Below are 18145 nucleotides of genomic sequence, written 5' to 3'. Positions count from 1 at the left end.
GGAGGCCCGTCCTCGAGCCCCGTCCTCGAGCCCCGTTTTCGAGCCGTTTTCGAACAATGCGCAGGTGGTAGCCGCGCACAGTCTCTCCTCCGTGTCTTCCCGCCGTAGAACATGCGCCCCTGACCCGACCGGGGGATCATCGGAGTGAGAAGGCCTTTCTGGCAGACTTTGTGCCTATGCGTGACCTGACCGTGACGGAGCCGGAAGACCGCGAGGAAGCGGCCGTCCCGCACCCCCCTACGGTCCAGAACCAGCCAGTTCCGGGACGCCGGCTGCGCAGTCCGCGGCGCCCTCGTCTGTGGTTCGAGATCCTGCTGATCGGGCTCAGTTACTGGACGTACTCCCTCATCCGCAACGCCGTTCCCGAACAGCGGGCGGAGGCGTTGCGCAACGCCGACTGGATCTGGGGGCTGGAGCACCACCTCGGCATCGCCGTCGAGGAGTCGGTCAACCGGGTCGTGAACTCGGTGACTTGGCTGATCGTCGGGATGAACTACTACTACGCCACGCTGCACTTCGTGGTGACGCTGGGTGTGCTGGTGTGGCTCTACCGCAGCCATCCCGGGCGGTACGCGGCGACGCGGCTGGTGCTGTTCTCGACCACGGGGGTCGCCCTGGTCGGTTACTACCTGTACCCGCTCGCCCCGCCCCGTCTGATGAACGGCAGCCAGTTCGTCGACACCGTCATGGTCCATCAGACCTGGGGGTCGATGGCGTCCGGCGACCTGAAGAACATGTCCAACCAGTACGCCGCGATGCCGTCGATGCACATCGGCTGGTCCCTGTGGTGCGGCCTGACGATCTTCGCCCTCGCCACCATCCCGTGGGTCCGCGTCCTGGGCCTGGTCTACCCGGCGGTCACGCTGGTGGTCATCGTCGCCACCGCCAACCACTTCTGGCTGGACGCGGTGGGCGGCATCCTGTGCCTGGCCTTCGGGTTCGCAGTGGCGGGGGTGTGGTACGGAAGCCTGCCGTACGCCCTGCCGAAGGTGGTGCCGAAGCGGGGGGCGGGCGGAACGCTGGTGCCGTCGAAGGCGTAGCCCTGCCGGCCCCGGAGGGGGATCGCGGCCGGGCTCGGCACCGGCGGCCGGCTATCGTTCCGCCGACCCGTAGAACAGCTCGTTCACCACGCCGCGTGCGCGGCGGGTCGTGCGGCGGTAGGCGTCCAGCATGTCGCCGACGCGTCCCGGGCCGTATCCCAGGTAGCGGCCGACGGCCGCCAGTTCGCGGGCGTCGGAGGGGAAGGTGTCCCCGGCCCGTCCGCGCACCAGCATCACCGCGTTCCGTACGCGGCTCGCCAGCACCCACGCCTCGTCCAGGATCGCGGCGTCCTCCTCCGGGATGAGCCCGGCCGTGCGCGCGGCGGCGAGGGCCTCCCGGGTGCGGGTGGTGCGCAGGCCCGGCTCCTCCGCCCCGTGCCGCAGCTGCAGCAGCTGCACGGTCCACTCGACGTCGGACAGGCCGCCGGGCCCCAGCTTGGCGTGCAGCTTCGGGTCGGCGCCGCGCGGCAGCCGCTCGGTCTCCATGCGGGCCTTCAGCCGCCGGATCTCGCGCACGGCGTCGTCGCCGAGTCCGTCCGCCGGGTACCGCAGCGGGTCGATGAGCTCGATGAAACGGCGGCCCAGCTCCTCGTCCCCGGCGACGCACTCGGCCCGCAGCAGCGCGTGCGACTCCCAGGTGAGGGACCAGCGGCGGTAGTAGGCCTCGTACGACTTCAGCGTCCGTACGAGCGGCCCGGACTTGCCCTCCGGACGCAGGTCCGCGTCGATGAGGAGGGGCGGGTCCAGGCTGGGGATCTGCAGCAGGCGGCGCATCTCGGAGACGACCTTGGCCGCGGCCTGACCGGCCTCCCGCTCGTCGACGCCGTCCCGCGGCTCGTGCACGAACAGCACGTCCGCGTCGGAGCCGTAGCCCAGTTCGTGGCCGCCGAAGCGGCCCATGCCGATGATGGCGAACCGCGTGGGCAGGGTGTCGCCCCAGCCCGCACGGACCACCGCGCGGAGGGTGCCCGCGAGGGTCGCGGCGGTCAGGTCCGACACCGCGCTGCCGACCAGGTCGACCAGGGCGCCCTGGTCGGCCTCGGCGGGCTGGGTCTCGGTGCCGTAGGAGCCGACGATGTCGGCGGCGGCCGTACGGAACAGTTCCCGGCGCCGTACGCCCCGCGCCGCGGTGACCGCCTGCGCGGCGTCGCCGGCCCGGCCGACGGCGGCGAGGATCTCCTGCTCCAGCTGAGCGCGGCCCCGGGGCTCCAGCCCACCGCCGTCCCCGTCGCCGAGCAGCGCCACGGCTTCCGGGGCGCGCATGAGCAGGTCGGGCGCGAGCCGCCCGGCGGACAGCACCCGGGCGAGGTTCTCGGCCGCCGCTCCCTCGTCCCTGAGCAGCCGCAGGTACCAGGGCGTCTTGCCGAGCGCGTCCGAGACCTTGCGGAAGTTGAGCAGACCCGCGTCCGGGTCGGCGGAGTCGGCGAACCAGCCCAGCAGAACGGGCAGCAGGGTGCGCTGGATGGCGGCCTTGCGGGAGACCCCTGAGGCCAGTGCCTCCAGGTGCCGCAGCGCGGAGGCCGGGTCGGCGTACCCGAGCGCGACGAACCGCTCCCGCGCCGCCTCGGCGCTCAGCCGGGCCTCACCCGGGGCGAGCTGGGCCACGGCGTCGAGCAGCGGACGGTAGAAGAGCTTCTCGTGCAGCCGGCGTACGACGGTGGCGTGCCGTTTCCACTCGCGCTTCAGCTCGGCGACCGGGTCGACGCGCAGACCGAGGGAGCGGCCGATGCGGCGCAGGTCGGCGTCGTCCTCGGGGACCAGGTGGGTGCGGCGCAGCCGGTAGAGCTGGATGCGGTGCTCCATGGAGCGCAGGAAGCGGTAGGCGTCGTCGAGCTGGGCCGCGTCGGCGCGGCCGACGTACCCGCCCGCCGCCAGGGCGCCCAGCGCGGCCAGCGTGGTACCGCTCCGCAGGGAAGCGTCGGCGCGCCCGTGCACGAGCTGCAGCAGCTGCACGGCGAACTCGACGTCCCTGAGGCCGCCCGGCCCCAGCTTGAGCTGCCGTTCGACCTCGGCGGCGGGGATGGTCTCCACCACGCGGCGGCGCATCTTCTGCACGTCGGCGACGAAGTTCTCGCGCTCGGCGGCCTGCCACACCAGGGGTTCCAGGGCGGCGACGTACTCGGCGCCGAGCCGGAGGTCGCCGGCCACCGGGCGGGCCTTGAGCAGCGCCTGGAACTCCCAGGTCTTGGCCCAGCGCTGGTAGTAGGCGAGGTGGCTGCTGAGCGTGCGCACGAGAGGACCGTTTCTGCCCTCGGGACGCAGGTTGGCGTCCACGGGCCAGATGGACCCCTCCACGGTGGTCTCGGAGCAGATCCGCATCATGTGCGAGGCGAGCTTGGTCGCGGCCCGCAGCGCCTTGCCCTCGTCGGCGCCGTCGACGGCCTCGCCGACGAAGATCACGTCGACGTCGGAGACGTAGTTCAGCTCGTTCCCGCCGCACTTGCCCATCGCGATCACCGCGAGCCGGCACAGCGCGGCGTCCTGCGGTGCGGCGGCCTCGGCGATGCGGAGGGCGGCACGCAGGGTGGCGGTCGCGAGGTCGGCGAGCTCGGCGGCGGTCTCGGAGACGTCGATGGTGCCGCACACGTCACGGGCGGCGATGGACAGCAGACAGCGCCGGTAGGCGACGCGGAGCCGGACGGGGTCGGTGGCCTCGTCCAGGCAGCGCTCGAACTCCTCCACGCCGGGGTGCAGGTCCTCCGGCTCGTACGTGACCAGCGCCTGCCAGTCGCTGGGGTGCCGGGCGAGGTGCTCGGCGAGCGCGGACGAGGCGCCGAGCACGCCGAGGAGGCGGTCGCGCAGGGGCTTGGCCGCGATCAGCGTGTCGAGCAGCTCACGGCGGGCGGTGGGGGCGGGCTGGGCTTCGAGCAGCCGTACGAGACCGCGCAGGGCGAGGTCGGGGTCGGCGGTGGCGCCGAGCGCTTCGAGCAGGACGGGGTCGTTGCGGACCGGCGCGAGCTCCGCGCTCTCCAGCAGCCGCTCGGCGGCCGTGGCATCGGTGAAGCCGTGCCGCAGCAGTCGCGAGAAGGTACTGCTTCTGCGCCCCGGCGCCGCCGTCATCCCCGGCCTCCCGTCGGATCAAGGTCGTACGGGCTTGAGCCTAACCGGAGCGGCTCGCGGAAGGGCCGATGAGTTCCGCTTGCGCGCAGGGTCTGCACTGCAGGGCCGCACTGTCGAGGGAAACGTCTGGAGGCCCGGCGATGACCGAGATGACCGAGATGACCGAGAAGCAACCCGAGACCCGCCTCGACCCGCGCTACAGCGACGGAACGGCCGACGCGACCCCCTGGCCCGAAGCGGAGGCGCTGCTCTCCGACGCGGAACTGTTCTGGATCTCCACGGTACGGCAGGACGGACGGCCGCACGTGACCCCGCTGCTCGCGGTGTGGGCGCACGGGGCGCTGCATTTCTGCACCGGCCCCGGGGAACGCAAGGCGAAGAACCTCGCCGGGAACCCGCACGTCGTGCTGACGACCGGCACCAACGCCTGGGACGAGGGCTACGACCTGGTGGTCGAGGGTGAGGCGGTGCGGGTGTCCGACGACGGCCGGCTGCGTGAGCTGGCGGCGGCGTGGGAGGCGAAGTACGGCGACTTCTGGCACTTCGAGGTACGGGAGGGGGCCTTCCATCACGGTTCCGGCCACGCTCTCGTCTTCGCGGTGGCGCCCCGCACGGTTTTCGGCTTCGGTAAGGGGGAGCCGTTCAGCCAGACGCGGTGGCGGTTCCACTGACGTGCCACCTTGGACGTACGCACGGCATCCGGCAAAGGAGCCCCGCCCATGGACATGACCCTCGAAGTGATCCCGCTGCCCGTCACCGACATCGACCGGGCCCGCGACTTCTACCGCGACAAGCTCGGCTTCCATGTCGACATCGACCAGGAGGTCATGCCGGGCATGCGGATCGTCCAGCTGACCCCTCCGGGCTCCGGCTGCTCGATCGCCCTCGGCGACACGATCTGGGAGATGGCCCCGGGCCCCAAGCCGGCCCCCGGCTCCTACCAGGGCCTCCAACTGTGCGTCGCCGACATCGAGGCGGCCCGCGCCGAACTGGTCGAACGCGGCCTCGACGTCTCGGAGCCGGTGCGGTACGCCCCGGACGACGGCGCCACGTTCATGTACTTCAAGGACCCCGACGGCAACGGGTGGGCGGTACAGGAGTACCGGCGCAGGGCCACGGAGCCGTTGCATCGGGTGCTGGCGCAGCCGGCGGCGCGACAGCAGTAGACCGGGGCCACCGGGCCGACGGTCCGCGACCGTCGGCCTCAGGCAGCGCACCCGCCTTACAGCGCCGGAAGGTTCTTCCGCAGCTCGAACGCCGTGACCTCCGAGCGGTACTCCTCCCACTCCTGCCGCTTGTTGCGCAGGAAGAAGTCGAAGACGTGCTCGCCCAGGGTCTCCGCGACCAGGTCGCTGCGCTCCATCAGGGTCAGGGCCTCGCCGAGGTTCTGCGGCAGCGGCTCGATGCCCATCGCGCGGCGCTCGGCGTCGGAGAGGGCCCAGACGTCGTCCTCGGCGCCCGGCGGGAGCTCGTAGCTCTCCTCGATGCCCTTCAGGCCGGCGGCGAGGAGGACGGCGTAGGCCAGGTAGGGGTTCGCGCCGGAGTCGAGGGAGCGGACCTCCACCCGGGCCGAGCCCGTCTTGCCGGGCTTGTACATGGGCACGCGAACCAGGGCCGAGCGGTTGTTGTGGCCCCAGCAGATGTACGAGGGGGCCTCGCCGCCGGCGCCCGCGGTGCGCTCGGTGCCGCCCCAGATGCGCTTGTAGGAGTTGACCCACTGGTTGGTGACCGCGGAGATCTCCGCCGCGTGCCGCAGCAGGCCCGCGATGAACGAGCGGCCGACCTTGGAGAGCTGGTACTCCGAGCCCGACTCGTAGAAGGCGTTCCGGTCGCCCTCGAAGAGGGAGAGGTGGGTGTGCATGCCGCTGCCCGGATGCTCGGAGAACGGCTTGGGCATGAAGGTCGCCTGGACCCCCTGCTCCAGCGCCACCTGCTTCATGACCAGGCGGAACGTCATGATGTTGTCGGCCGTGGACAGCGCGTCCGCGTACCTGAGATCGATTTCCTGCTGGCCCGGGGCGCCCTCGTGGTGGGAGAACTCCACCGAGATGCCCATCGACTCCAGCATGGTGATCGCCTGGCGGCGGAAGTCCATGCCGACGTTGGTCGGGGTGTGGTCGAAGTAGCCGGAGTTGTCCGCGGGCGTCGGACGGCTGCCGTCGAGCGGCCTGTCCTTCAGCAGGAAGAACTCGATCTCCGGGTGCGTGTAGAAGGTGAAGCCGAGGTCGCTCGCGCGGGCCAGGGCGCGCTTGAGGACATAGCGCGGGTCGGCGAAGGACGGGGAGCCGTCCGGCATGAGGATGTCGCAGAACATACGGGCCGTGCCGGGGGCCTCCGCACGCCACGGCAGGACCTGGAAGGTCGACGGGTCCGGCTTGGCGATCATGTCGGACTCGTAGACCCGGGCGAAGCCCTCGATGGCCGAGCCGTCGAAGCCGATGCCCTCGTCGAAGGCCTGCTCCAGCTCGGCCGGGGCCACGGCCACGGACTTGAGGAAGCCCAGCACGTCCGTGAACCACAGGCGTACGAACCGGATGTCGCGCTCCTCCAACGTCCGGAGCACGAACTCCTGCTGCTTGTCCATCTTCCGCTTCCCCATCCTTGCTGGTCAGGCCGCCTGTCTCCCACACCACGGGAGGCGGTAGGGCACCTGAGCATCCCACCACAACACCATTTCATGCGCGTTGCGGACCTTGATCGGCCGGGCGGCCCCGGCCTGAACGCCTCACCAACGGCAGGTGTGCTGCTCACCGCCCATCTTGCCTGCTCGGACCGACATCCGTAATGGGCGTCCCATCGGAAGGCCGCGTCCGAGGCGCCTTTCCCGTGCCGGCCCTACGAAACGTCACTCCTTCACCATTACGATCAGCGGACCCGACCGTCCCTTTCCCCAGAAGGACTCACGCATGGGATCCGCCAAGAAGAGCAGCACCGGCGCGCGCCAGGAGCGCATACAGGAGATGCGGCGTGCCGAGCAGGCCCGTGAGCGGCGCAACCGGATCCTGGTGATCGGGGCCAGTGTCGTGGTGGTGGCCGCTCTCGTGGCCGGCGGTGTCGTCCTCGTCCGGTCGCAGTCCGACGACTCCGACAGCGTGGCGAGCGACTCCAAGTCCTCCGGGCGGTTCGTCACGGGTGCCGACGGCGTGAAGACCTGGAAGGGGAAGCTGTCCCGCACCCACGTCACCAAGAGCGTGAAGTACCCGGTCGAGCCCCCGGTCGGCGGCGACCACAACCCGGTCTGGATGAACTGCAACGGCGACGTCTACACCAAGGCGGTCAAGGACGAGAACGCCGTGCACTCGCTGGAGCACGGCGCGGTGTGGGTGACGTACACCAGCAAGGCCGCGAAGGCCGACGTGGACGCGCTGGCGGCGAAGGTGAGGAAGACGCCGTACACGCTGATGAGCCCGGACGAGGAGCAGCAGGACCCGATCATGCTCTCGGCCTGGGGCCACCAGCGCACGGTGACGGGCGCGAAGGACCCGAACGTCGACAAGTTCTTCGAGAAGTACGTCCAGGGCGAGCAGACGCCCGAGCCGGGCGCCGCGTGCACGGGAGGGCTGTCGCAGTGAGGCGGCACGTCGGCTGGATCGCGGGGGCCGCCGCGGCGGCTCTCGTCGCGGCCGGCGCGATCACCTACGCGGTCGCCGAGGACGGCGGCACCGGTGAGACGCCGTCCGCCGGCTCCGCGGACGCCGGATTCGCGCGCGACATGGCGGTGCACCACCAGCAGGCCGTGGAGATGTCGTACATCGTGCGCGACCGCACGAAGGACGAGGAGGTGCGGCGGCTCGCGTACGACATCGCGCAGACGCAGGCGAACCAGCGGGGCATGCTGCTCGGCTGGCTCGACCTGTGGGGGCTGCCGAAGGTGTCGTCGGACCCGCCGATGACCTGGATGGACATGGGCGGCATGGCCTCCGGCAAGGACGGCGCGCTGATGCCGGGGATGGCCACCAACAGTGAGCTGGAGAAGCTCCGGACGCTCAGCGGGAAGCAGGCGGAGATCTTCTACCTCCAGCTCATGACGGACCATCACAAGGGCGGCGTGCACATGGCCGAGGGCTGTGTCGACCGGTGCGCGGTCGGCGTGGAGAAGCGGCTCGCGCAGGGGATGGTGGAGGCGCAGGAGTCGGAGATCCAGCTGATGGCGGACATGCTCAAGGAGCGGGGCGCGAAGCCACGGGACTAGTCCCGCCCGGCTCCGCCGGCTTCGCGGACGTAACGCCCAAATCCCCTTGTTTCGCGAGTCCTTGGGGGCTTCTTGGCCTCCGCATTCCCCTGGCATGAACGGTTCATCGCAAGAGTGGCCAGCGTCGAGTGATCCACTCGCGAACGAACCGCACAGGGGGTTCCATGAGATCCAACCGCGCCACGGTGCGCGCCGGGGTCAGCATGGCGGCGACACTGCCCATGCTCGCCGGCGCGCTGGCGCTCGGTATTCCCGCGGCCCACGCCGCGGACCACCCGCTCCGGGACATACTCGCCGGCACCAAGCCCGCGTGGGCCACGACCAAGGCCGACAAGGGCACGACCTCCGACAGCGCCCCGGTCTCGGCCCGGGTCTACCTCGCCGGCCGGGACGCGTCCGGCCTCGCCGCGTACGCCAGAGCGGTGTCCGACCCGGGCTCGGCCTCGTACGGCGAGTACCTGAGCGCCAAGCAGGCACAGGCGCGCTTCGGGGCGACCAGGGCCCAGGTGGCCGCCGTGCGGGCCTGGCTCACCTCGGCGGGCCTGAAGGTCGCGTCCGTCACGCCGCACTACATCGCCGTCACCGGTGACGTGGCCGCCGCCGAGAAGGCCTTCGGCACCCAGCTGCACAACTTCGCCAAGGGTGCCCACACCTACCGGGCCCCGGCGCGGTCGGCCTCGGTGCCGCAGAGCCTGAACGGCGCCGTTCTGACGGTCACCGGCCTGGACAACGCGCCCCACAAGGCGGACCACCAGGACCAGCTGCCGCCGCCGGAGACCGTGTTCCGCAACGCCGGGCCGTTCTCCTCCTCCTACGGCTCGAACATCGCGAGCACGCTGCCGGACGCGTACGGCACGAAGATCCCGTACGCGGTCAAGGGGTACACGGGCAAGCAGTTGCGGGCGGCGTACGGCGCGGGCACGCACACGGGCAAGGGGGTGCGCGTCGCCATCACCGACGCCTACGCCTCGCCGACCATCGCCTATGACGCGGCCACCTACGCGAAGAAGCACGGCGACGCGGCCTACACCAGCGGCCAGCTGAACCAGGTCCTGCCCAAGCACTACGTCCACACCAAGGAGTGTTCGGCGGCCGGCTGGTACGGCGAGGAGACCCTCGACGTCGAGGCCGTGCACGCGGTCGCGCCGGCCGCGCACATCACGTACGTGGGTGCCGCCTCCTGCTACGACGACGACCTGCTCGACTCGCTGAGCAAGATCGTCGACAAGCACCTGGCCGACATCGTCTCCAACTCGTGGGGCGACATCGAGGCCAACCAGACGCCGGACCTGGCCGCCGCCTACGACCAGGTGTTCCAGCTCGGCGCGGTGCAGGGCATCGGCTTCTACTTCTCCTCCGGCGACAACGGCGACGAGGTCGCCAACACCGGTACCAAGCAGGTCGACACCCCGGCCAACTCGGCGTGGGTGACGGCGGTCGGCGGCACCTCGCTGGCGGTCGGCAAGGACGACACGTACCTGTGGGAGACCGGCTGGGGCACCGAGAAGGCGCTTCTCTCCTCCGACGGCAAGAGCTGGGTGGACTTCCCCGGCGCCTTCACCTCGGGCGCGGGCGGCGGCACCAGCAGGACGGTGGCCGAGCCGTACTACCAGAAGGGCGTCGTCCCGGACTCGCTCGCCAAGGCCAACAGCGCCGCGGGCAACCGTGTCGTCCCGGACATCTCGGCGATCGCCGATCCGAACACCGGGTTCCTGGTCGGCCAGACCCAGACCCTTCCCGAGGGCGGGCAGGCCTACAGCGAGTACCGCATCGGCGGCACCTCGCTCGCCTCGCCGGTGATCGCGGCCGTCCAGGCCCTCGCCCAGGAGGCGCGCGGCGGCAAGCCGATCGGCTTCGCCAACCCGCAGATCTACGCGAAGTACGGTTCGAAGGTCTACCACGACGTCACCGACAACCCGACGGGCTCCGGCCTCGCGGTCGCCCGCGTCGACTTCGTGAACGGCTACGACGCGACGGGCGGTCTGGCGACCTCCGTCCGCAGCCTCGGCAAGGACAGCTCGCTGAAGGCCGTGAAGGGCTATGACGACGTCACCGGCGTGGGCACGCCCGCGAACGGTTACGTCGAGTCGTACCGGCGGCGCTGACCCCTGCCGGGAGCAGCAGGAACAGGATCAGGAGCAGGATCATGAGGAGGACGGAGGGCTCGGCTCTCCGTCCTCCTCGCGGTACGTCCTGGTCCACGTGGCCCCGCACCGGCAGCGGGACCGCTCGACCAGCTCCCCGTTCTCCGAGACGCCCAGGAACTCGCTGAACCGGACGTGCACGTGCTCACCCATGGCGCCCCTTTCCCTTGTCGGACATGGGGCCCCATAGTCACCGTTGCCGCCCGTCCTGGCAGTACCGCAGGTCACACCCGCGGGACGCGTGGGCTGGACCACACCCCATTGTGTCGCTTTGACGATTAGTGGCGTCTAGACTGGGCCCGTGCCTCAACTACGCCTCGCCCTGAACCAGATCGACTCCAGCGTCGGCGACCTCGCCGGAAACGCCGAGTCGATCGTCCGCTGGACCCGGCACTCCGCCGAGCAGGGAGCGCATCTGGTGGCGTTCCCGGAGATGGCGCTGACCGGGTATCCCGTCGAGGACCTGGCCCTCAGGCCGTCCTTCGTGGAGGCGTCCCGCGCGGCTCTGAGAAACCTGGCCGCCCGCCTGGCCGACGAGGGCTTCGGCGAGCTGCCGGTGATCGTCGGCTACCTCGACCGCTGCGAGACCGCCCAGCCGAAGTACGGCCAGCCGGCGGGGGCCCCGCAGAACGCGGGCGCGGTGCTGTACGGGGGCGAGGTGGTGCTGACCTTCGCCAAGCACCACCTTCCCAACTACGGCGTCTTCGACGAGTTCCGCTACTTCGTGCCCGGCGACTCGATGCCGGTCCTGCGGGTGCGCGGCATCGACGTGGCCCTCGCCATCTGCGAGGACCTGTGGCAGGACGGCGGCCGTGTCCCGGCGGCGCGCTCGGCCAGGGCCGGCCTCCTGGTCTCCGTCAACGCCTCGCCGTACGAGCGCAACAAGGACGACACGCGCCTGGAGCTGGTCCGCAAGCGGGCCCAGGAGGCCGGCTGCACCACCGCCTACCTCGCCATGATCGGCGGCCAGGACGAACTGGTCTTCGACGGCGACTCGATCGTGGTGGACGCCGACGGTGAGGTCGTCGCCCGTGCCCCGCAGTTCGCGGAGGGCTGTGTGGTGCTGGACCTCGACCTTCCGGCCGCGGCGGCGGACGCGCCGGCGACGGGCGTGGTCGTCGACGACGGCCTGCGCATCGACCGCGTGATCCTGTCCGAGGACCCGCTCCCCGCCTACGAGCCGGAGCTGACCGGCGGCTACGCGGACCGGCTGGACGACGACGAGGAGGTCTACTCGGCGCTGGTCGTGGGCCTGCGGGCCTATGTGGCGAAGAACGGCTTCAAGTCCGTCCTCATCGGCCTGTCCGGCGGCATCGACTCGTCCCTGGTCGCGGCGATCGCCTGCGACGCGCTGGGCGCGCAGAACGTGTACGGCGTGTCGATGCCGTCGAAGTACTCCTCCGACCACTCCCGGGACGACGCGGCGGAGCTGGCCCGGCGTACGGGCCTGAACTACCGCACCGTCGCCATCGAGCCGATGTTCGACGCGTACATGGGGTCGCTGGGCCTGACGGGCCTGGCGGAGGAGAACCTCCAGTCGCGCCTGCGGGGAACGCTGTTGATGGCGATCTCCAACCAGGAGGGCCACATCGTCCTCGCCCCCGGCAACAAGTCGGAACTGGCGGTGGGCTACTCGACGCTGTACGGCGACTCGGTGGGCGCGTACGGCCCCATCAAGGACGTCTACAAGACGTCGATCTTCCGCCTCGCCGAGTGGCGCAACCGCGCGGCGCGGGAGCGGGGCCAGACCCCGCCGATCCCGGAGAACTCCATCACCAAGCCGCCGAGCGCTGAGCTGCGCCCCGGCCAGGTCGACACGGACTCGCTCCCCGACTACCCGGTGCTGGACGCGATCCTTGAGCTGTACGTCGACCGGGACAAGGGCGCCGACGAGATCGTCGCCGCCGGCTTCGACCGCGCGCTCGTCACCAAGACGCTGCGCATGGTCGACACGGCCGAGTACAAGCGCCGCCAGTACCCGCCGGGCACGAAGATCTCGGCGAAGGGCTTCGGGAAGGACCGGCGGCTGCCGATCACCAACGGGTGGCGGGAGACCGCGTAGGCCTCCGCCCCCGGGTGCGACCTCCGAGCCGGGAGCGCACCATGTGAAAGAAGTGCACTGTGAGAGAAGTGCCCTTCTGGGGGTGAGCATCATGCGGTGTGCACTCGCATCGGCAGCGGTGGCCGCCTCCCTGCTCTTCGCGGGGAGTACGGCCATCGCGGCGCCGCAGAACCGTCCGACCGCAACCGCCGAGGCCGTCCGCACCGTCGGCCCGGACGACGTCTGCGGCTTCACGAAGTCCCGTCCCGCACTGCAGCGCGGCTCCTCCGGCCCCGCGGTCCAGCAGGCACAGTGCTATCTGAACTTCGCGATCGACGCGGGCCTGGACGAGGACGGTGACTTCGGCCGGCTCACGGAAACCGCGACAACGCAGTTCCAGCGGTGCGCCCGGATCGTCGTGGACGGCCGCATCGGTGCCCAGACCTGGTCGTTCCTCTCCTTCTGGGCCAACTCGCCGGGCGCGCCCTTCGCCTGCTAGGCCCTGTCGTTTGGATCATCCCGGCGTCGCGGGGCAGGAGGGACTTTGCGGACACGACCTAGCGCCCAGCGTCGGGCTGGTGGCCGGTGAGTCGGTGGCCGGCCCGGACACAGCCCGGTCGCAGAAGGGGGCGCCCGGTGGAGTCACCGGGCGCCCCCTTCGCGGTGGAGGTACGGCGGGTCAGTGCCGGACCGTCTCGGTCCGCTGCGGTATGTGCGTGGCGACCACGCGCTCGCGGCCGGGCGTCGGAACGACCCGGCGCCGGTCCACCGCGTACGCCGTGCCGGCCACCGCCAGCCCCAGCGCTGCCAGGCCCGCCCCGGCGACCGCCGGAGACGTGGCGCCGAAGCCGGCCGCCAGGGTCAGGCCGCCGATCCACGCGCCGCCGGCGTTGGCCAGGTTGAACGCGGCCTGGTTGGCGGAGGAGGCGAGGGACGGAGCGGCCGAGGCCTTCTCCATGACCATCAGCTGGAGCGGGGAGCCGGTGGCGAAGGCGGCCGTGCCGAGCAGCATCACCGCCAGGGCCGCGCTGACCTCCGTACGCATCAGCAGCGGGAAGAGGGACAGCACCACCACCAGCGAGATCAGGCCGCCGAACAGCGTGCCCCGCAGCGAGTGGTCGGCGAGTCGGCCGCCGAGCAGGTTGCCGGCCGTCGCGCCGACACCGAACAGGGCCAGCAGCAGCGTCACGCTGCCCTCGGCGTACCCGGCGGACTCCGTGAGCATCGGCGCGATGTAGCTGTACGCCGAGAACAGGGCTCCGAAGCCGGCGACCGTCGTGCCGAGCGCCAGCCAGACCGGCAGGGGACGCAGGGCGGCCAGTTCGCCGCGCAGGCCGGCCGCGGTGGCGTGGGTGTGGTCGTGCGGGATCAGCAGCGCCAGCGACGCTATCGCCGCCAGGCCGATCGCGCTCACGCCGAGGAACGTCACCCGCCAGCCCAGGTTCTGGCCCATGAGCGTGGCGACGGGCACGCCCGCCACGTTGGCGACCGTCAGGCCGAGGAACATCAGCGACACGGAGCGGGCCTTGCGCTCCGGCGCGACCATGTTCGTGGCGACCACGGCGCCCACGCCGAAGAAGGCACCGTGCGGCAGACCGCTCAGGAAGCGGGCGGCCAGCAGCCAGTGCTCGTCCGGGGCGAGGGCCGACAGGGCGTTGCCCGCGACGAACAGGGCCATCAGGCCGATCAGGACCGTCCGGCGGGACAGCCGTGCGGTCACCGCGGCCAGCAGCGGGGCGCCGATGACGACGCCCAGCGCGTACGCCGAGACCAGATGCCCGGCGCTGGGGATCGAGATGTGCAGGTCGTCCGCGACATCGGGCAGCAGCCCCATCATCACGAACTCGGTCGTACCGATGCCGAAGGCACCCACGGCAAGGGCTAGCAGGGCCAGGGGCATGAAGGGTCTTGCCTTTCGAAAGCGAATGTGTCCGTACGTCTGCGATTCGTATGTTCAAGTACGGAACAAAGCCTCTCGGCCCGCGTATTCCGCGAGGTGGAGCCTCGGTTGCCGGAATCCGCCGAAACGCCTTTGACCAGGCGTTTTCACGACCCCGATGTGGCCACCTTCACACGGGCCGCGATCGGCAGGTGGTCGCTGCCCGTCTCCGGCAGGGTCCAGGAGCTCTCCGGCTCGATCCCCTTGACCAGGATCTGGTCGATCCGGGCCATCGGGAACGACGCCGGCCAGCTGAACCCGAAGCCGTCGCCCGCGGCGCCCTGCGTGGAGCGCATCTGGGAGGTCACGGCGTTGAGCGCGCGGTCGTTCATGGTGCCGTTGAGGTCGCCGAGCAGTGCGGCCTTCGGCAGCTTCTCGTCGGCGATGGCCTCGCCGAGCGCGTCGGCGCTCTTGTCCCGCTGCCGGGCCGTGAACCCGGCCTCCATCTTCACCCGCACCGACGGCAGATGGGCCACGTACACCGCGACCTGCCCGGCCGGCGTGGTCACCGTGGCCCGCATCGCGCGCGTCCAGCCCAGCTTGATGTCGACGGCCTTCACATCGCTCAGCGGGTACTTGCTCCACAGCCCGACGGTCCCCTGTACCGAGTGGTACTTGTACGTCGCCGCCAGCGCCCTCTCGTACGTCGGCACCGCCGAGGCCGTCAGCTCCTCCAGGGCCAGCACGTCCGCGCCGGACGCGGCCACGTCCCGGGCGGTGCCGGACGGGTCGGTGTTGTCCGCGTTGACGTTGTGCGTGGCCATCGTCAGGTCGCCGCCGGCGCCGGCCTTGTCGGTGAGCAGCCCGCCGAAGAGGTTCAGCCACACGATGGCCGGGAGCAGCACCGCGATCAGTGCGGTCGCCGACCTGCGGACGACGGCGACGGCGAGCAGCACCGGCACCAACAGGCCCAGCCAGGGCAGGAAGGTCTCCGTGAGGCTGCCCAGGTTGCCGATGGCGTTGGGAATCTGCGCGTGCGCCAGCATGACCAGCGCCAGCAGCACCGCGAGCAGGGCCGTGATCACCCCGCGGCGCCAGATCCGCGCGTCACCGCGGAAGCTGTTCCTCAGCCGGTCGAGCAGGCGCCGAAGCCGGGCTCCCCGGTGCTCGGGCCCCGAGCCGCCGTCCGCCGTCTCCGTCATGTACGCCTGTTGCGCCATACCGTCGCCTCACCACCTGCTGTGCACACCGTCTCCCCCGCGTCTTACGACCCTAGGGGATGATCAGGTCCGTTCCGTCCCGCCGTCCCGTGACGGCCGTACGGGCACGAGGACGAACAAGCCGCTGTTCGGAGTTCCGAACAGGCGGGGCGCAAGCGGTCTCTGTGACGAAACGCGCACATTCACCGGGGCGCGGACGGTGAACTGACGGGCCGTAGCCCTTCCAGCAGCGTGTCGACGATCTGTTCGGCGAGGCCTTCGGGGAGTTCGGCGTCCGGCCGCAGGACGGCCCGGACCAGCATGGGGCCGACGACGATGTCGCTCAGCAGCTCCACGTCGACGTCGGCGCGGAGTTCGCCGTTCTCCTGTCCGCGCCGCAGCACCTCGATCCCGAGCCGGCGGCGGGGCGCGACGACGGTGTTGTGGTACGCGGCCCAGATCTTCGGGCTGCTCTTCATCTGGGCGTGCACGCTGTGCAGGATCGCCGACGAGCGGTTCGCCAGGCCGCGGCGCCGCACCTGCTCCAGCAGGACGACCAGGTCGTCCCGCACGGAGGTGCCGGGGAGTTCGGGGTCGGGGGGCTCGGCGGCGCGCAGGACGTCGACGAAGAGCTCCTCCTTGCCGCTCCAGCGGCGGTAGATGGCGGCCTTGCCGACGCCCGCGGTGCGGGCCACCCGCTCGATGGAGAGTTCGCCGAGCGAGACGCCCTCCTCCAGCAGCTTCATCACGCCCTCGATGATGGCGCGTTCGACGGCCTCGCTGCGGGGGCGGCCCCGTGGGGGGCCGTCGTGCCGGGGGCGCATGTCGGCGAGGCTCACGTCGTGTTCGTCCTTTCCGTGGGCTGGGGCGATTATGGCCCCGGGGGACTACTCCGCCGCCACCAACTCCTGCTCCTGGTCACCCGCCTGACGGGCGGGTGCCTTGCCGGGCAGGAAGAGGGCCACGACGATCGCGCCGATCACGGCGATGCCCGCGCCCCACAGGGCGGTGATGTGCATCGCGTGCAGGAAGGCGTCGTGGGCCGGGTGGACCAGCGCCCTGCCCTGCGGGCCGAGCTTCTCGGCGACGCCGAGCGTGGCCTCGATGGACTCGCCGGCGGTGTGGCGCACGTCGGCGGGCAGCGGGCCGAGCTTGTCCTCGATACCGGTGCGGTACGAGGTGGACAGCACCGAGCCGAGGACGGCGATGCCGAGGGCGCCGCCGACCTGGCGGAAGGTGTTGCTGAGCGCGGACGCCGAGCCGGCCTTCTCGCGGGGCAGGGCCTGCATGATGACGACGCTGACCGGGGTCATGATGTGCGCCATGCCGGTACCCATGAGGAAGAAGATCACTTCCAGGAGCCAGATCGGCGTGTCCGCCTCCAGCGTGGCGAACGCGGCGAGCATCGCGGCGATCAGGACCATGCCGCCCGTGGTCGTGGCCTTGTTGCCGAAGCGGTCGACGAGCAGCCGGGCCCGCGGGGCGAAGATCATCTGCGCGGCGGCCAGCGGCAGCATCAGCAGGCCGGTCTGCAGGGGCGAGTAGCCGCGCACGCTCTGGGTGTAGAAGACCGAGAAGAAGGTCACGCCCATCAGCGCGAAGAAGACCAGCGCGATGGCGGCGATCGCGGCCGAGAAGACCTTGTTCTTGAAGTACCTGACGTCGATGGACGGGTGGTCGCTGCGCTTCTCGAACACGACGAAGGCGACGAGGACGGCGAGACCGGCGCCGATCGTCGACAGCACGGTGGCGTCGGTGAAGTCGGCGAGCTGACCGCCCTTGATGATGCCGTACACCAGCAGGACGAGGCCGACGACGGACAGGAGGACGCCGACGGGGTCGATGCGGCCGGGGTTCGGGTCGCGGGAGTCGGGCACCAGCCACAGCATCAGCCCGAGCGCGAGGACGACGATGGGGACGTTGATGAGGAAGACGGAGCCCCACCAGAAGTGGTCCAGCAGCACTCCGCCGGTGATCGGCCCGATGGCGATGGCGAGACCGACGCCGCCGGCCCAGATGCCGATGGCCTTGGGCTGCTCGTCCCGCTCGAAGACGTTCATGAGGACGGCGAGGGTGGCGGGCATGACGAAGGCGGCACCGAGGCCCATCACGGCCCGGAAGCCGATGAGTTCGCCCGGCGAGCCGGAGAAGGCGGCGAGCGCCGAGCCGATGCCGAACACCGCGAGGCCGCCGAGCAGGACCTTCTTGCGGCCCAGCCGGTCGCCGAGGAGGCCCGCCGTGAACAGCAGGCCCGCGAAGACGAGGGTGTAGGCGTTGATCGCCCACTCCAACTCGCTCTGGGTGGCGCCCAGACCGGTCGGGGCCGGGGTCGAGATCGTCTTGATCGCGACGTTCAGGATCGAGTTGTCCAGCACCACGATCAGCAGGCTCAGCATGAGGACGCCGAGGATCGCCCAGCGGCGCCGGTGCACCGCCTCCGGTATCCGGGAGGCAGGGGCGGCGGGAGTAGTCATGCGGGCGAGCGTAGGCTCCTTACGATACGAGACGGTGCCGTATCGTAAATCTTTTACCCGGCCCTTACGTGAGGGGGCCCTTACGTGAGGTCTCCCACGGTTGGGGCTCTCTGCCC

The 18145-nt window shown here is 70.9% G+C and carries 15 protein-coding genes; 8 read left to right on the top strand and 7 right to left on the bottom strand.

The features are described 5' to 3' along the window. Positions 1-176 precede the first annotated feature (176 nt). A complete protein-coding gene (locus tag NW895_RS06245; protein ID WP_289934298.1) occupies positions 177-1040 on the top strand; it encodes a phosphatase PAP2 family protein in 864 nt (287 codons plus the stop codon). A 51-nt stretch (positions 1041-1091) separates the two neighbouring features. On the opposite strand, the gene NW895_RS06240 is transcribed toward NW895_RS06245, so the two are convergent. Beyond that, on the bottom strand, positions 1092-4100 hold the full coding sequence (locus NW895_RS06240; RefSeq protein ID WP_289934297.1) for a bifunctional [glutamine synthetase] adenylyltransferase/[glutamine synthetase]-adenylyl-L-tyrosine phosphorylase: 3009 nt from the start codon (positions 4098-4100) through the stop codon (positions 1092-1094). A gap of 158 nt (positions 4101-4258) precedes the next feature. Between NW895_RS06240 and NW895_RS06235 the strand changes: the two genes are divergently transcribed. Then, positions 4259-4771, top strand: coding sequence for a pyridoxamine 5'-phosphate oxidase family protein (locus NW895_RS06235; protein WP_289934809.1), 513 nt, complete (start codon positions 4259-4261; stop codon positions 4769-4771). Between the two features lie 48 nt (positions 4772-4819). Then, on the top strand, positions 4820-5266 hold the full coding sequence (locus tag NW895_RS06230; protein WP_289934296.1) for a VOC family protein: 447 nt from the start codon (positions 4820-4822) through the stop codon (positions 5264-5266). Positions 5267-5322: 56 nt separating this feature from the next. Here the strand turns inward: NW895_RS06230 and glnA are convergent, their stop codons facing one another. After that, positions 5323-6684 carry a type I glutamate--ammonia ligase gene (gene glnA, locus NW895_RS06225; protein ID WP_289934295.1) on the bottom strand — a complete coding sequence of 454 codons (1362 nt, stop codon included), beginning with the start codon at positions 6682-6684 and terminating at the stop codon, positions 5323-5325. A gap of 322 nt (positions 6685-7006) precedes the next feature. On the opposite strand from glnA, the gene NW895_RS06220 reads away from it, so the two are divergent. From NW895_RS06220 to NW895_RS06210, 3 genes are all read left to right on the top strand, one after another. Beyond that, positions 7007-7672: a DUF3105 domain-containing protein gene (locus tag NW895_RS06220; protein WP_289934294.1), complete on the top strand. Its 666-nt coding sequence runs from the start codon at positions 7007-7009 to the stop codon at positions 7670-7672. Continuing rightward, complete coding sequence (locus tag NW895_RS06215; RefSeq protein WP_289934293.1) at positions 7669-8292, top strand: DUF305 domain-containing protein; 624 nt, start codon at positions 7669-7671, stop codon at positions 8290-8292. Before NW895_RS06220 ends, NW895_RS06215 begins: the two co-directional genes overlap by 4 nt. Positions 8293-8456: 164 nt before the next feature. Beyond that, positions 8457-10397 (top strand): S53 family peptidase, encoded by a 1941-nt coding sequence (locus NW895_RS06210; RefSeq protein ID WP_289934292.1) that lies wholly within the window; start codon positions 8457-8459, stop codon positions 10395-10397. A gap of 39 nt (positions 10398-10436) precedes the next feature. Here the strand turns inward: NW895_RS06210 and NW895_RS06205 are convergent, their stop codons facing one another. After that, positions 10437-10589: a hypothetical protein gene (locus NW895_RS06205; RefSeq protein WP_289934291.1), complete on the bottom strand. Its 153-nt coding sequence runs from the start codon at positions 10587-10589 to the stop codon at positions 10437-10439. Between the two features lie 148 nt (positions 10590-10737). Between NW895_RS06205 and NW895_RS06200 the strand changes: the two genes are divergently transcribed. Continuing rightward, on the top strand, positions 10738-12498 hold the full coding sequence (locus tag NW895_RS06200; RefSeq protein ID WP_289934290.1) for an NAD+ synthase: 1761 nt from the start codon (positions 10738-10740) through the stop codon (positions 12496-12498). 91 nt (positions 12499-12589) lie between these two features. Further along, on the top strand, positions 12590-12976 hold the full coding sequence (locus NW895_RS06195; protein ID WP_289934289.1) for a peptidoglycan-binding domain-containing protein: 387 nt from the start codon (positions 12590-12592) through the stop codon (positions 12974-12976). A 180-nt stretch (positions 12977-13156) separates the two neighbouring features. On the opposite strand, the gene NW895_RS06190 is transcribed toward NW895_RS06195, so the two are convergent. From NW895_RS06190 to NW895_RS06175, 4 genes are all read right to left on the bottom strand, one after another. Then, entirely contained in the window at positions 13157-14377 is a 1221-nt protein-coding gene (locus NW895_RS06190; RefSeq protein WP_289934288.1) for an MFS transporter, read from the bottom strand. Positions 14378-14523: 146 nt separating this feature from the next. Then, complete coding sequence (locus NW895_RS06185; protein WP_289934287.1) at positions 14524-15576, bottom strand: endonuclease/exonuclease/phosphatase family protein; 1053 nt, start codon at positions 15574-15576, stop codon at positions 14524-14526. 182 nt (positions 15577-15758) lie between these two features. Next, positions 15759-16394 carry a TetR/AcrR family transcriptional regulator gene (locus tag NW895_RS06180; protein ID WP_289934286.1) on the bottom strand — a complete coding sequence of 212 codons (636 nt, stop codon included), beginning with the start codon at positions 16392-16394 and terminating at the stop codon, positions 15759-15761. Positions 16395-16442: 48 nt separating this feature from the next. Continuing rightward, on the bottom strand, positions 16443-18029 hold the full coding sequence (locus NW895_RS06175) for an MFS transporter (RefSeq protein ID WP_289934285.1): 1587 nt from the start codon (positions 18027-18029) through the stop codon (positions 16443-16445). Between the last annotated feature and the right edge of the window lie 116 nt (positions 18030-18145).

The organism is Streptomyces sp. S.PNR 29 (assembly GCF_030386795.1).
Classification (GTDB): Bacteria; Actinomycetota; Actinomycetes; order Streptomycetales; family Streptomycetaceae; genus Streptomyces.
Note: the sequence above shows the minus strand (reverse complement) of the source record. Positions and strands in the feature narration are given on the sequence as shown.